Below are 13,410 nucleotides of genomic sequence, written 5' to 3'. Positions count from 1 at the left end.
ACCCGCGAAGAAGCCACCTCTCCTTGAGGTGGCTTTTTTGTTGGCTATTTTTCTGCTGTTAGGTGAGCACTTACTTCGCGGAGTGATTGAACCACTGTGTGATCCCGTGGGTCCCGGTCAGGATTCCCTTCGCGAAGGCTGAAGAGGGTGTGCATTCCTGCCGAACGCGCGGAATCGCATTCAGCTCCGTTGTCACTCACGAACCAAATCTTGTTGGGCGAGCTTTGGAGCTGCTTGGCGATTGTTGTGTAGCTCTTCGTAGATTTTTTAGGGCCTGTATGGGTGTCAAACCAGTGGCTGAAAAGTTTTTCAAGGTCACCGGCAGGGCTGTGCCTGTAAAGCAGTTTTTGAGCTTGAATGCTGCCCGATGAATAGACGGATAAGGTTATTCCTTGCTCGCGCCATTCCCGTAGGCATTCAGCCGTTTCTGGAAATAGTTGAGATTTGAGATCTCCGTTATTGTATCCGTATTCCCAGATTTTTCCCTGTAGGTCTTTGAGTGCTGTCGACTTCTTGTCGATGCCAATCAAGTGTTTGAGGTATTGAATCAACGCGTCTATCTCCTCGGTTTCACCCTTCGTTGCCTGCTGTTTGATTTGGATGCTCTCGTGAGATTGGTCGTCCAGCCATTCCTTCTTGGCCGCTTGGATGGACTTGTTGTGAGGGTTTTTGTGCCAGTGTTGTTTGATGTAGTGGCTCAGTTCTTGCTTGGCGAAGGGGAACAAAACGTCGCTGACAAAGCTCACTGGGCATGTTGTTCCCTCGATGTCGAGCAGAAGATGTTGTTGATTCATCATTGATCTCCAATTTGCATTTGGGTCAATCTCACCTTCAAGAGAAATTCCAGGATCTCCAGGTGTCGTTTGCTCGCATCCAGGTCAGCCCCCCACGCGTAAAGGCCATGCCCCGCCACGAGAAATCCGCAGGGCGAGGTTTCCAAAAAGGGTGCGACGGCTTCGCCCAGCTCATGCATCGACTGACTGTTGCTGATCACAGGGATGGTGATGCTGCTGGCGTGGGTTTTGATGCCGACCAGGCCTTTCAGCATTTCCCAGCCCTCCAAGGCAATCCCCCCTGTGTTTTCGTAATGGCGGGACAACACTGTTCCGGGGACGGAATGGGTGTGCAGTACAGCTCCTGCTTGGGTCGCTTCAACAATGCGCAGATGCAGCGCTGTTTCGGCACTGGCTTTTCCCTTGCCCGTTAAAACCTTGCCTTGCTCATCCACAACAATCAGCTGATCGGCAGGTACCTGCCCCTTGTCCACACCACTGGGTGCCATGAGCAACTGCAGGGGCTGATGCTGCAACACCATGCTGAAGTTCCCTCCGGTGCCATCGCACCAGCCGCGTCGGTGGATGCCTTGCATCACCTCAGTCAATCGTTCGCGCTGGGTATGGTTTGCGCTCACAATCCGCTGATCCCTTCGTCTTCTATACAGGACACAGAGGCCGACGTGCATTGACGCTTCCCCCCAGTTCCCGCTGGAGCGGTGATCATCTGGAGTTGCTGGACCAGCGACAACTTCCCGGTGCTGTGGTCTTCATGCAATTGCACCGATGGCAGGAGGTTGCTGAGGCGATTTCCTCCATGGCTGTGCGCGGTGCACCTGCCATTGGCATAGCGGCGGCCTGGGGGGTTGTGCTGGCTGCACGCTCCGGTGACGATCTGTTCACTGCCATCCGAGGCTTACGTGCATCACGGCCCACCGCCGTCAACCTTGGCTGGGCTCTTAACCGGATGCGAGCGGCCATTGCCTCCTCAGGCTTGGTTGATGTTGAAGCACTCGCCGCTGTGGCCGATGCGATTCAGAGCGAGGATCGTTTGCTGACGCAGCGGCTGGTGGATCACGGCGTTTCCCTGCTGAATCAGGGATCTCGGGTCTTGCACCATTGCCACACCGGTGCGATTGCAACGGGAGGGGTGGGAACCGCCCTTGGTGTGATCGCAGCCGCCTATGCCCGTAGCATGCTTCGCCATGCCTGGCTGGATGAAACGCGTCCCCGCTTGCAAGGGGCTGCTCTTTCTGCCTGGGAGTTGGGCTGTCTTGGTGTGCCTTGCACCGTGATCGTCGATGGTGCCAGTGGTTTGCTGATGCGTCGGGGGGAGGTGGACGCCGTGATGGTGGGCTGTGATCGTGTTGCTGCTAACGGCGATGTTGCCAACAAGATCGGCACCTACAACCTGGCGCTTGTGGCCCGAGCCCACGGCATTCCCTTTTATGTCTGCGCCCCTGGCAGCAGCATTGATCGAGCGACGATTGATGGGGACGCGATCACGATTGAGCAACGCGATGCAGAGGAGATCACCCACGCAAAGGGAGTGGAGGTCGCGGCTCCTGGGGCCCAGGCCTGGAACCCCGCCTTCGACATCACTCCAGCTCATCTGGTGACGGGTTTCATCACCGAATTCGGCGTGCTTCGTCCTCCCTATCGGGAGGTTCTCTCTGCGCTTCCGCTGCCCAATCAGCTTTGACAGGTCGGGCACCAGTGGGTGCTTCGGCCCGACAGCTTCTCCCTTTGAATGGGCGTCCCACAGCTGCGGCAGGGTTCTCCTCCACGTCGGTAGACCCAGGCCTGGCCGCCGTAGTTGCCATTCACCCCCTCGAGATCGCGGAAATCACTGAAGGTGGTGCCACCGGCTCCAATGCTGATGGTGAGAACATTCACCAGGGCATCCCGCAACCTCTCCAGTTGTTTGAGCTCCAGCTGCCCTGCGGGCGTGAAAGGGGCGATGCCTGATGCGAAAAGGGATTCATCCGCGTAGATGTTGCCAGCTCCAGCCACCAGGGCTTGATCCAACAGCGCTGTTTTGATCGGTCGGCTGCTGCCCTTGAGTTTCTGCTTCAAATAACTGGCGGAGAAGTCGGTGCTGAAGGGTTCAGGGCCGAGTCGCGTTAAGCCTGTGATGACCTCTTCCATCGGCTGGCCCGGAGGAACCCACCACATTTCTCCGAAGCTGCGCACATCCACAAAGCGCAACTCCTGCTCTTTTGAGTTCCAGAAGCGAACACGGGTGTGTTTGCACGGTTCTGAGGGCTGCTCATGCCATTGGAATTGCCCGGTCATGCGCAGATGCACACCCCAAACACCGCCTTCGGGCTCCAGGGCTGCCATCAGATATTTCCCTCTGCGCTGCCACTGCCCCACCGTCATTCCGCAGAGGCCAGCAACAAAATCATCAGGACCTCCAGGGCTGGCAATGGCCCTTGGTCTGCAGACTTCAACCTGCGCAATTTTGAAGTCCACAAGACGGTCTGCCAGTCCCCGACGGACCGTCTCGACTTCAGGGAGTTCAGGCAACGGCCTCAGGCCGGCTCGAGTTCCGCTTCGGCGAAATTGTTGGTGTTGATGCCACCGTCAACGCCCTGCAGGCCGCTGTAGTTGACCTTTTCGAAGCGAACGACAACGGGGTAGCGGATTCCCGAGGTGTCGATGGAGGCAACGGTGCCAACTTCGTTGAACCAGTAGGACTCAGGACGCTTGATGCGCACCTTGGCGCCGCGGGTGATCGCCATCGCTGGGCATAAGGAAATGCAATCGGAGCGTATCTCGTGGAATGGATGTTGATGACCGCTGCGTCACAGAATGTCGTCCCTTCGTCGTCGGCGTCCCTTTGACCAGTTCCATCGCCCTTGATCCAGATCCGTCGCTGCTTCAGCTGGATTTGCCGGACCCGGAGCAGGACGACATCAGCACGATGGAATTTCTGGCCCGCCTGGAACAGGCCTGGGCCGTTTGCGACCGCTTTGACCTCCAGACGGAAATCTGGCGTGGTCGCATCCTCCGCGCGGTGCGCGACAAGGAAAAGCGCGGCGGTGAAGGCCGGGGCGCAGGTTTTCTGCAGTGGCTGCGGGAGCAAGAAATCAGCAAGACGCGCGCCTATGGCTTGATTCAGTTGGCGGAATCCGCCGACAGCATGCTCAGCGACGGCACCCTGGAGGAGAGCAGCGTCAATCTGTTCTCCAAGCGGGCCTTCATGGAAACCGCTCAGGCGGTTCCTGAGGTGCAGCTGATGATTTCCGAAGCCGCCAACGAAGGTCAGGAAATTACCCGCAAGCAGGTGCGCCGTCTCACGGATGAATTCACGGCGGCTACCAGCCCTTTGTTGCCGGAGGAAATTCGTCAGCGCACCCAGGAGAACCTGCTGCCACCCCGTGCGGTGGCCCCTCTGGTGCGGGAATTGGCCAAGCTTCCTGAGCCGCAGCAGGAAGATCTGCGCAAGGTGCTCCGCGATGAGCCCGAACTCGATCGGATCAAGGACGTCACCAGCACAGCGCGCTGGATCACCAAGGCAACCGAGTCGGGTGTTGCCGTGCGGGCTTTCCAGCAGGGGGAACTGGACCTGGACCGTGCCATGCAGGAGGCCCAGCGCCTGGATGCCCTCGGCCTGCTGGCTGATGCGGTGGGCCAGGCCCAGGCCCTTGAGTCGGCGGTGCTGAAGCTGCACACCTCCTGGCGGCGCTTGGGGGGGCTTCAGGAGCGGCTCTGGGTTGAGAGCGGAAGCAGCACGCCCTATCTGCGCGATGTGCTGAACGCCCTGCAGACCCTCAGCGGTGCAACCCTGCGGGTGTCGTTGGGAGAGCTCGCGGGCGGCAAGCGGGTGCGGCTCCAGCTGGTGGAGGAGTCCCCCGATCAATTGGATCCCCCGCCGCTGGCCTGACTCCAGATCTTGTGCTCGATAATCTGAAGTCTCCACATCTGGTGTGTTCTGGCTTCGCTCGAGCGTGCACTGCAGACCCACTTCGGCTGGGATCGCTTCCGCCCCGGGCAACGGCCCGTGGTGGATGCAGTGCTGGCTGGCCGGGACGCACTGGCGGTGCTGCCCACCGGTGGAGGTAAATCGCTCTGCTATCAGCTGCCGGCCCTGGTGCGCGAGGGCCTGGTGGTGGTGATCTCACCGTTGGTGGCGCTGATGGAGGACCAGGTGATGGCCCTGCAGCGACGGGGTATCGCTGCGGCCTGCCTGCATGCCGGACTCGAGCCAGCTCGAAGACAGCAGGCCTTGGAGCAACTGCAGGACGCCACGCTGCGTCTGCTCTACATCGCGCCGGAACGACTTCAGGGTGAGCAGACCCGGCTGATGCTGGAACGTCATGCCACGGAGGGCCGATTGGTGGCCCTGGCGGTGGATGAAGCCCATTGCATCAGTGCCTGGGGGCATGACTTCCGCCCCGATTACCGCCGCCTGGGTCAGATCCGCAGCCTCTGCCCGGGAGTGCCGATGCTGGCCCTCAGCGCGACGGCAGCCCCAAGGGTGCGGGCCGACATCATTCGCCTACTGGATCTGCGTCGCCCGCTCGTGCAGGTGAGTTCGGCCCGCCGGGACAACCTCCACTACACGATGCAGCGGCGCCCCAGGGACCCCATGCCGCAAGTGTTGGAGGCACTGGAAATGTCCCGTGGTGCTGCGCTGATCTATGCCCGCACCCGTCGTTCGGTGGAGCAGTGGGCGGAACGCCTGACTGACCAAGGGGTTGCCGCTACTCCTTATCACGCCGGTCTGGATCCGGAGACCCGCCAGCAGGCTCTGAAGCTGTTTCTTGAGCACGAGCGGCCCGTCCTGGTGGCCACGGTGGCTTTCGGTATGGGCGTTGACCGTGGCGATGTGGGCCTGGTGCTTCATCTCGATCTGCCGGCCACACCTGAGGGCTATCTGCAGGAATCGGGCCGCGCCGGCAGAGACGGCAATCCGGCCCATTGCCATGTGCTGTTTTCGCCGGGTGATCGCACCAGCCTGGGCTGGGCTATGCGGGCTTCGGCCCGGGGCAGCGATGCCTTGGAGGACCGTCGCCGCCTAGACCTGGCACAGCAGCAGCTGCGTCGCATGGAGGCCGTCGCTGAGGGTGAAATGTGCCGTGAACAGGCATTGCTGCTGGCCGTCGGTGAGTTGGTGGGTCCCTGTGGTCGCTGCGATCGCTGCTTGGACTCCCCCAAACGACGCGACTGGTCAGCTCAGGTGGAAACGCTCCTGGCCCATTTGGCCGAGCAGGACGGCACGGAAATGCGTCGCCTCGGAGAGCACCTGGCTCTGCATGAACCCGGACGCCATGACCGCTGGACCTGGTTGGCCCGTCGGCTCGTTCAAGAGGAGTTGATCCAGGAAAGCAACGACGGTGCTCAGCGGCTCTATCTCCGCGAAAGCGGCCGGAGATTCCTGGATTCCCCCTGGCCGCTCGATTACGCCGCCTGATTCAGATCAGGCCTTGAGCTGACAACGGTCCTTCACCAGGTCTTTTTCGAAGCGGCTCTTCGGTGCTTCCCAGGTTTTCCAGCTCCCATCGGCACCGGTGGCATTGATCTTCTTGGCGGAACAGTTCACGGCCAGATAAAGCGCCTGCCCTTGGGCATTGAGGGTGGGCACCACTTGACTGCCACCCATGGCTTGCCAGTTGCCCCAGTCCACCTGGAGCGGGCCATAGGTGCGCCAGTCAGCCGATTTGGCATGGGTCTGCTTGGGCTTGGCGGCCTCGACCGGCTTGGCCTTGACCACCGGTTTTTTGGCCTGAACCGGTTTCGTTTGCACTGCCTTGGTTTGGACTGCCTTGGTTTGGACGGGCTTGGCCTTGGCTTGAACCGGTTTCGTTGTTGCCGGCTGCGCCTGGGTGGTGATGGCGGTCTGGAAGGAGGGATCGGTCAGGTAGAGGCGCGTGCCCACCTCCACTTTGTTGGGGTCACTCAGCTGGTTGATGCTGATCAGGCTGGCCACCGGCAGCTTGTAGGCCTTGGCGATCTGCGTGAGGGTCTGCCCTTTGGCAACGGTGTGTTCCGTGGCTCCCGGGATCGGGGTTACAGCCACCGGCTTGAATGCCGGACGGGGCATCACGGCATTGCTGGGAAGTCGCAGGGTCTGGCCGACCTCAACGTGGTTGGCATTGCGCAGGTTGTTGAGGGCCATCAGGTCGCGACTGCGGACCTGGTATCGGCTGGCAATGCTGCTGAGGGTTTCCCCGCTGTTGACGCGATGGCGGCCCGTTCCTGCCGTCACGGTGGGGCCTGGCACCTGCAGGCGGCTCCCGGCTTGAACAAGGTCTGGATTGCGGATCCCATTCATCCGCATCAGCGTGCCGACGCTCACCCCATAGCGGTTAGCGATATCGGAAAGTGTTTCGCCGGACCGCACCGTCACCGAGGCAGCCGTGGCTGACAGGGGGAACCAGGCCGTCAGCAGCAGGGCGGCAAGAGCGGTACGGCGCATTCGTCTCCGGCAGATGCCCGCAACATACGGTGCCTGAGGTAAAGCGCCAGCCCCCCAGAGCACCTGCTGCAGAAGGGATGTGCTGGTGATGCGTGGGCCTTATCCCGCCAGCCGCTTCAGCAGGTTGAGATCCACCTTGTAGGGCGGGTAGCGCAGCTTGAAATCAAAACGGAAGGGGCGCTTGAGCACCGCCTTGTGGTGGCTGAACGTGTCGAAGCCGCTTTGGCCGTGGTAGCTGCCCATCCCGCTGGCGCCGACGCCGCCGAAGGGCAGTTGTGGCACCCCGGCCTGCATCACAACATCGTTCAGGCAGACCCCGCCTGAGCTGGTGGTGGTGAGCACCTGCTGTTGCTGGGCTTCACTACCGCCGAACAAGTACAGCGCCAGCGGTTTGGGGCCCTGGCGGATCTCCTGAAGGGCTGTGGTGAGGTCGTCCAGCACCAGCACGGGCAGGAGAGGTCCGAACAGTTCCTCGGCCATCAGCGGATCATTGCGGTCATCCACACGAATCACGGTGGGGGCGATGCGCCGCTGCTCCCGGCTGATTTCACCTCCGATCAGGATGCGCCAATCCGCTCTGGCGGACTCCAGCAGCTGCTCCAGCCGATTGAACTGGCGTTCATTGATGATCTGCCCCAGCTGATTCGAGATGAGGGGATCGGAGCCATACATCTCCGTTCGGGCCTCCTCCATCGCCTTCAGCAGCGGTGAATGCAGCGCGGGTGGCACCAGTAGATGGTCTGGAGCGATGCAGGTCTGGCCGGCATTGATCCCCTTGCCCCAGATCAAACGACGCGCTCCCACCGTGAGGTCAGCCCCCTCAAGAACGATGGCGGGGCTCTTGCCCCCCAGTTCCAGGGTCACCGGTGTGAGGTGGGCAGCGGCCCCCTCAAGTACCTTTCGGCCGATGCTGCCGCCACCGGTGAAAAAGATGTGGTCGAAGGGCATGGCCACTAGGTTGGCTGCGACGGCACCATCTCCCTGCACCACCTGCACCACATCAGGCTCGAAGTGCTGAGGGATCAGCCGTGCAATCAGATCTGCGATGGCACTGGCGTGTTCTGAAGGCTTGAGCACGGCCGTGTTGCCAGCAGCCAGGGCACTGATCAAGGGCCGCAGCGTCAGTTGAAAGGGATAGTTCCAAGGTCCGATCACCAGAACGCACCCGAGTGGTTCCGGCACAACCTTGGCCTGGCCGGGGCGCAGTGAGAGAGGGACAGCCACGCGGCGCGGGCGCATCCACCGCTCCAGCTGCCGCCCAGTGAGATTGAGCTCCTGTCGCAGGGCCACCAGCTCAAAAAAGGCTTCGGTGGGTGGTTTGCCGAGGTCGGCGGCGAGGGCCTCGAGCACCTCCGATTCGTGCTCCTCCACCAGGGCGGAGAGCCGTTGCAATTGCTCTCGACGCCAGGCCAAGGGACGGGTCAGCCCAGCTCCCACGAGCTCCTTCATCCGGCTCAGTTGCGTTTGGGTGAGGGCCACAGGGCTGACGATCAGGCCAGTCGGGTCTAGCAGTGGTGAATCTGCAACCGGGGGATGACCCCAGCGCTTCCGTGGTGGTCAGGGACGGTCATCTACCAGCTGATCGTTCGCAGCTATTCCGATGGGAATGGCGATGGCACCGGTGATTTCAAGGGGCTTGCGGCGCGGTTGCCCTATCTGCGCTGGCTGGGGGTCAACACCCTCTGGCTGACTCCGATCTATCCCTCCCCCCTGCGGGACGGGGGCTACGACATCACCGATTTCACCGGAATCCATCCAGACCTGGGGGATCTCTCCTCCTTCCATCGGTTCCTCACGGCGGCCCACAGCCAGGGCATGCGCGTGATTTTGGACCTGGTGCTGAACCACACCAGTGATCTGCATCCCTGGTTCCAGCGGGCCCGCTGGGCTCCCAAGGGCAGTCCTGAACGGGATGTGTACGTCTGGAGCGACGACCCCAAGCGCTACGCCGAGGCACCGGTTCTGTTCCGGCACTTCGAGGCTTCCAACTGGGAGTGGGATCCGGTTGCCGAGCAGTACTACCTGCACCGTTTTCTGCGTCATCAACCCGATCTCAATTACGAGAATCCCTGGGTGCAGGACACGATGCTGGAGGTGGTCGACTTCTGGCTGGATCGCGGCGTTGACGGGTTCCGTTTGGATGCGGTTCCGTTCCTGTTCGAGTCAGAGGGCACCCGCTGCGAGGGGTTGCTGGAGACCCACGCCTTCCTCAAGCGATTGCGGGAGCGGGTGGATGCCCATGGCCGTGATGTGCTCTTGCTGGGAGAGGCGATTCAGCCGGTGGAGGAGGCCGCTCCATACCTGTCGGATGACGAACTGCATGGAGCGTTCAACTTCGTGCTCACCGCCCATCTGTTTGCCGCCATTGCCAGTGGCCGCACCCAGCAGCTCGGGGAGTGTCTGATGCAAGCCGAGCAGGCGGTATCTGGTGCTCGCTGGGCCCTGCCCCTGCGCAATCACGATGAACTTTGGTTGGGGGATGGCCATCTCATCAGCGATGAGGTGATTCAGACCATCCGGGTGGGCCTGCCCCAGGGACAGGGGCATTGGTTGAACTGGGGCATCAACCGACGCCTGGCTCCTCTTCTCAATGGCGATCCACGCTCCAACCGGTTGCTGCATGGGCTCCTCTACAGCCTTCCAGGGATGCCCTGCCTGTATTACGGCGATGAACTGGGCATGGGCGACTGGCCCGGTCTGCGGGACCGTGATCCAAACCGCACGCCGATGGCCTGGACGCCGGCCCGCAACGGTGGCTTCTCCACGGCCCCCGATCCGCTGTTGGTGCTGCCACCGATCACCGCTCCCGGTTACGACTACCGCGTGGTGAATGTGGAGGTGCAGAAGCAGCTGCCGGGGTCGCTGCTGAATTGGCACCGGCGCATGCTCACCTGCCGCCGGCTGCTGCCAGCTCTGCGGCATGGAAGCTTCCGGTTGTTGTACAGCCCCCACCCCGGAGTGCTGGTGTACCTCCGCTGCACCGAGGCGATGACGGTGCTCGTGGCCGCCAATGTCACCGCAGCCGGAGCCTCGCTCAGTCTGGATCTTTCGGAGTGGGCTGGTCAGCGCACCCGTGAGGTGATGTGGGGCTGTGAATTCCCGCCCGCGGCGGCGGAGTGGTTCGTGAACCTTCCGCCCTATGGATTCAACTGGTGGTTGATCGGAGAAGTGGAGCCCGCAGCCACGCCCGCCTGATTCAGCAGCTCCTCCACCTGAGGCCTCAATCGTTCGGCCTCGTTCAAATCCACCATGGCCAGACGGCAGCGGCGGGCCAGCACATCGCTGCTGCTTCGCGCATGTTCCCGCTGAATCGAATGGTCCAGTTCTGCGCTGCAGAGGGGGATCACCGGGCTGAGGGGTTCGCGTCGGCTGGGCTCCGCGGGCTCGATTAAGGCCACTGCCTCCAAGCCATAGGTGCTTTGGAGGTGGGCGACTTGTGAGGCTTTGAGGGCGGTGTCGGGAAGCAGGGCTTCGAGTTGTTGTTTCTGAAGGCGGAGCCCGTCCTGGGTGGCTTCCAGCGACTCCGCTGCACCCCGCAAGGGCATTGCTTCAGGGGTGGGCAGCGCCTTCCCTAGCTGGCGTTCCACCGCGGTCAGGGTGTCTTCAGCCATCGGCCGGCAGGTGGTCCATTTGCCCCCCATCACGCTCACCAGGCCGCAGGCCAGGGTTTCCACCTCGTGCTCCCGCACCACACGGCTGCTGTCCATGGCCTGGTCCGCTGGCTTCAGCAGCGGCCGTCCCCCCGCCCATCGGCTGCTCACCTGCGGATGCTGGAGCTGGGGAAACCAATCACGCACGTAGTTGAGCAGGTAGGCCTCCTCCTCTGGAGAAGGGGATGTGGCGTTCTCCTTGGTGCAGGCTTCATCCGTCGTCCCCACCAGGGTGCGGCCGTGGAAGGGCAGCATGAACAGCACGCGTCCATCCGCGGTGGATGGCACCAGAAGCCCAAGCCCTCCCGGGCAGAGGTTCTGCTCCAGCACGATGTGGGCCCCACGGCTGGTGAGCAGCCTTGGGGGAGCATCAGCCTCCGCCATCTGGCGGATCTCATCCGCCCGGATGCCCGTGGCATTCACAAATGCTGAGGCGCACCAGCGTTCCCGTTGGCCTGTGGCGGATTCACTGATGGCGGCCTTGAGCTGGCCCGTGCCGTCGGTCTCCATCTCCACCACCCGGCAACGGGTGCGCAGGGTTGCCCCCCGTTGTTCGGCGGTGAGGGCCAACAGCAGGTTGAGGCGTGCATCGTCGAACTGCCCGTCGCTGTAGGCCACGCCGCCTTGACACGGCTTCAGCAGAGGCAGGGCCTGACGCATCTGCCGCTGGGACAGCAGTCGGCTGTGCCCGATGCTTTGCTGACCGGCCAGGGCGTCGTACATCCCCAGACCAAGTCGGTAGTAGGCCTGTCCCCAGATCTGTTGTGTGGGCAGGGCCAGCTCGAGTCGTTGGGCCAGGAACGGTGCCTGGGTCAACCAGTGGCTCCGTTCGAGCAGGGCTTCCCGCACCAGCCTCAGCTGGGCCAGGTCCAGAGTTTTAAAGGCCAGCTCCAGGTAGCGCACCCCGCCATGGAGCAGCTTCGTGCTGCGGCAACTGGTGCCACCGCCGATGTCTCCGGCCTCGAGCAGGGCCACGCTCAGCCCCCGTCGTGTTGCCTCATAGGCCACGCTGGCACCGCTGGCACCGGCGCCGATGACCAGCAGGTCCACCTGGTGATCAGCCATGCCACCCCAGGCTTCTGGAGACGGCGTCTTGCCAGCGTGTGCGCCAGCGGTCACGCTGGGATGCATCTATCTGCGGGTGGAACAATTCCGCTCCGTCCCTCCTTGCGGTTGCGAGCTGCTCCAGGTCGCTGATCACCCCCGCCTGGAGGCCTGCGAACAGCGCCACCCCCCGGGCCGTGCTCTCGAGGCTGGCGGGTCGCCGCACCGTCAGACCGGTGCAATCCGCCTGCGCCTGCAGCAGAGGATCGGAGGCCGCGGCGCCACCATCCACCGCCAGTTCACCCAAGCCGCTCCCGAGGGCCTGTTCGGCAAGCTCCACCAATGTCGCTACCGACAGGGCGATCCCCTCAAGTGCAGCGCGGGCGATGTGACCGCGTCCGCTATCACGGGTGAGGCCCACCAGAACACCGCGTGCCTGGGGATCCCAGTGCGGTGTCCCCCAGCCGGTGAAGGCGGGCACGAGCATCACCCCCCCTGAATCCGGCACCGAGCGCGCCAGTTCATTCACCTGGGGGGCTTGATCAATGATCTGCAGCCCATCCCGGAGCCACTGGATGACGGTGCCGGCGTTGAACAGACTTCCCTCAAGACAAAAGCTGGGTGTTCCAGCGGCATCCGTCCAGCCGAGGGTGCTGAGCAGCCCTGCATCTGAGCGGCGGACGACATCGCCGGTGTTGATCACCAGAAAAGCCCCCGTGCCGTAGGTGCACTTCCCTTCTCCGGGCTGCAGACAGAGCTGGCCCAGGGTGGCGGCCTGCTGGTCGCCGAGCATGGCCTGGATCGGCAAGCCTGCAAAGGGAAGGTCCGCAGCCATGCGCCCGAATTCTCCGCGGCAGGGCAGCAGTTCGGGCAGAGCGCTGGCGGGGAGCCCTGTGGGCTCTCGGAACTCATCCACCCAGCGCTGCTGCTCCAGGTCCATCAGCAGCGTTCGGCTGGCATTGCTCATGTCACTGCCGTGGCGCTGGCCGCCGGTGAGTTGCCAGAGCAGCCAGCTTTCCACCGTGCCGAAACAGAGGTCATCGCTGGCCGCGGCAGCCTTGGCGTCGTCGTAGTGGTCGAGCATCCAGCGGATCTTGCTGGCACTGAAGTAGGGGTCGAGCAACAAGCCCGTGCGCCGGCACCACTCCTGCTCCAGTCCCTGCTGCTTCCAGGCGTCGCAGATGGCGGCGGTGCGGCCGTCCTGCCAGACGAGGGCCGGGCCACAGGGGAGGCCATTGCTGCGGCGCCAGAGCACGGTGGTTTCCCGTTGGTTGGTGATGCCGCAGCTCACCACTGCCTTGCGCTGCCCCTCACTGAGCTTCGAATCGAGCTGCACCAGGGCCTGCCGCTGGCTGGTCCAGATCTCGATCGGGTCCTGTTCCACCCATCCATCGGCGGGGTAGGAAATCGGCAGCGGTGCACTGGCGCTGAGCACCAGATCTCCGGAGCTGCTGAACAGAGCGGCTCTGGAGCTGCTGGTGCCCTGATCGAGGGCAAGAAGGAGAGCCTGCTCAGCCAT

12 protein-coding genes are annotated in these 13,410 nt (G+C 62.7%); 4 read left to right on the top strand and 8 right to left on the bottom strand.

The window, feature by feature from the left end:
• Nucleotides 1-44: 44 nt before the first annotated feature.
• Together mtnC and mtnB are read right to left on the bottom strand one after the other, a co-directional pair.
• Nucleotides 45-794 (bottom strand): acireductone synthase, encoded by a 750-nt coding sequence (gene mtnC, locus SynRS9902_RS11730; RefSeq protein ID WP_186510649.1) that lies wholly within the window; start codon nt 792-794, stop codon nt 45-47.
• Nucleotides 794-1,462 (bottom strand): methylthioribulose 1-phosphate dehydratase, encoded by a 669-nt coding sequence (gene mtnB, locus SynRS9902_RS11725; protein ID WP_186509247.1) that lies wholly within the window; start codon nt 1,460-1,462, stop codon nt 794-796. Before mtnB ends, mtnC begins: the two co-directional genes overlap by 1 nt.
• Between mtnB and mtnA the strand changes: the two genes are divergently transcribed.
• Nucleotides 1,462-2,475, top strand: a complete 1,014-nt coding sequence (mtnA, locus tag SynRS9902_RS11720; protein ID WP_186509246.1) for an S-methyl-5-thioribose-1-phosphate isomerase — start codon at nt 1,462-1,464, stop codon at nt 2,473-2,475. The genes mtnB and mtnA overlap by 1 nt on opposite strands.
• Here mtnA and SynRS9902_RS11715 read toward each other — a convergent pair.
• Nucleotides 2,466-3,302, bottom strand: a complete 837-nt coding sequence (locus SynRS9902_RS11715) for a DNA-formamidopyrimidine glycosylase (RefSeq protein WP_186509245.1) — start codon at nt 3,300-3,302, stop codon at nt 2,466-2,468. The genes mtnA and SynRS9902_RS11715 overlap by 10 nt on opposite strands.
• 5 nt (nt 3,303-3,307) lie before the next feature.
• On the bottom strand, nt 3,308-3,517 hold the full coding sequence (locus SynRS9902_RS11710) for a photosystem I reaction center subunit IV (protein WP_006851563.1): 210 nt from the start codon (nt 3,515-3,517) through the stop codon (nt 3,308-3,310).
• A gap of 41 nt (nt 3,518-3,558) precedes the next feature.
• On the opposite strand from SynRS9902_RS11710, the gene SynRS9902_RS11705 reads away from it, so the two are divergent.
• Together SynRS9902_RS11705 and SynRS9902_RS11700 are read left to right on the top strand one after the other, a co-directional pair.
• Nucleotides 3,559-4,662, top strand: a complete 1,104-nt coding sequence (locus SynRS9902_RS11705; protein WP_370586305.1) for a hypothetical protein — start codon at nt 3,559-3,561, stop codon at nt 4,660-4,662.
• 69 nt (nt 4,663-4,731) lie between these two features.
• Nucleotides 4,732-6,192 (top strand): ATP-dependent DNA helicase RecQ, encoded by a 1,461-nt coding sequence (locus SynRS9902_RS11700; RefSeq protein WP_186510648.1) that lies wholly within the window; start codon nt 4,732-4,734, stop codon nt 6,190-6,192.
• Between the two features lie 6 nt (nt 6,193-6,198).
• Here SynRS9902_RS11700 and SynRS9902_RS11695 read toward each other — a convergent pair whose 3' ends face one another.
• Nucleotides 6,199-7,197, bottom strand: coding sequence for a LysM peptidoglycan-binding domain-containing protein (locus SynRS9902_RS11695; protein WP_186509243.1), 999 nt, complete (start codon nt 7,195-7,197; stop codon nt 6,199-6,201).
• 99 nt (nt 7,198-7,296) lie between these two features.
• A complete protein-coding gene (locus SynRS9902_RS11690) occupies nt 7,297-8,676 on the bottom strand; it encodes an aldehyde dehydrogenase family protein (protein ID WP_186509242.1) in 1,380 nt (459 codons plus the stop codon).
• A gap of 54 nt (nt 8,677-8,730) precedes the next feature.
• Between SynRS9902_RS11690 and SynRS9902_RS11685 the strand changes: the two genes are divergently transcribed.
• Nucleotides 8,731-10,392, top strand: coding sequence for an alpha-amylase family protein (locus SynRS9902_RS11685; protein ID WP_186509241.1), 1,662 nt, complete (start codon nt 8,731-8,733; stop codon nt 10,390-10,392).
• Here the strand turns inward: SynRS9902_RS11685 and SynRS9902_RS11680 are convergent.
• Nucleotides 10,335-11,912 (bottom strand): glycerol-3-phosphate dehydrogenase/oxidase, encoded by a 1,578-nt coding sequence (locus tag SynRS9902_RS11680; RefSeq protein WP_186510647.1) that lies wholly within the window; start codon nt 11,910-11,912, stop codon nt 10,335-10,337. The two genes, SynRS9902_RS11685 and SynRS9902_RS11680, sit on opposite strands and share 58 nt — an antisense overlap.
• Complete coding sequence (gene glpK / locus SynRS9902_RS11675; protein WP_186509240.1) at nt 11,905-13,410, bottom strand: glycerol kinase GlpK; 1,506 nt, start codon at nt 13,408-13,410, stop codon at nt 11,905-11,907. Before glpK ends, SynRS9902_RS11680 begins: the two co-directional genes overlap by 8 nt.

This window comes from Synechococcus sp. RS9902 (genome assembly GCF_014279635.1).
Lineage (GTDB): Bacteria > Cyanobacteriota > Cyanobacteriia > PCC-6307 > Cyanobiaceae > Parasynechococcus.
The sequence above is the reverse complement of the archived record's forward strand: the minus strand, read 5'-3'. Positions and strand labels throughout refer to the sequence as shown.

Excerpts from the sequence above, each read along its gene's own strand:
- mtnC (WP_186510649.1), bottom strand. The coding sequence starts at position 794 with ATGAATCAACAACATCTTCTGCTCGACATCGAGGGAACAACATGCCCA.
- mtnB (WP_186509247.1), bottom strand. The coding sequence starts at position 1,462 with ATGCACGTCGGCCTCTGTGTCCTGTATAGAAGACGAAGGGATCAGCGG.
- SynRS9902_RS11710 (WP_006851563.1), bottom strand. The coding sequence starts at position 3,517 with ATGGCGATCACCCGCGGCGCCAAGGTGCGCATCAAGCGTCCTGAGTCC.
- SynRS9902_RS11705 (WP_370586305.1), top strand. The coding sequence starts at position 3,559 with ATGGATGTTGATGACCGCTGCGTCACAGAATGTCGTCCCTTCGTCGTC.
- SynRS9902_RS11695 (WP_186509243.1), bottom strand. The coding sequence starts at position 7,197 with ATGCGCCGTACCGCTCTTGCCGCCCTGCTGCTGACGGCCTGGTTCCCC.
- SynRS9902_RS11685 (WP_186509241.1), top strand. The coding sequence starts at position 8,731 with ATGACCCCAGCGCTTCCGTGGTGGTCAGGGACGGTCATCTACCAGCTG.
- SynRS9902_RS11680 (WP_186510647.1), bottom strand. The coding sequence starts at position 11,912 with ATGGCTGATCACCAGGTGGACCTGCTGGTCATCGGCGCCGGTGCCAGC.
- glpK (WP_186509240.1), bottom strand. The coding sequence starts at position 13,410 with ATGGCTGAGCAGGCTCTCCTTCTTGCCCTCGATCAGGGCACCAGCAGC.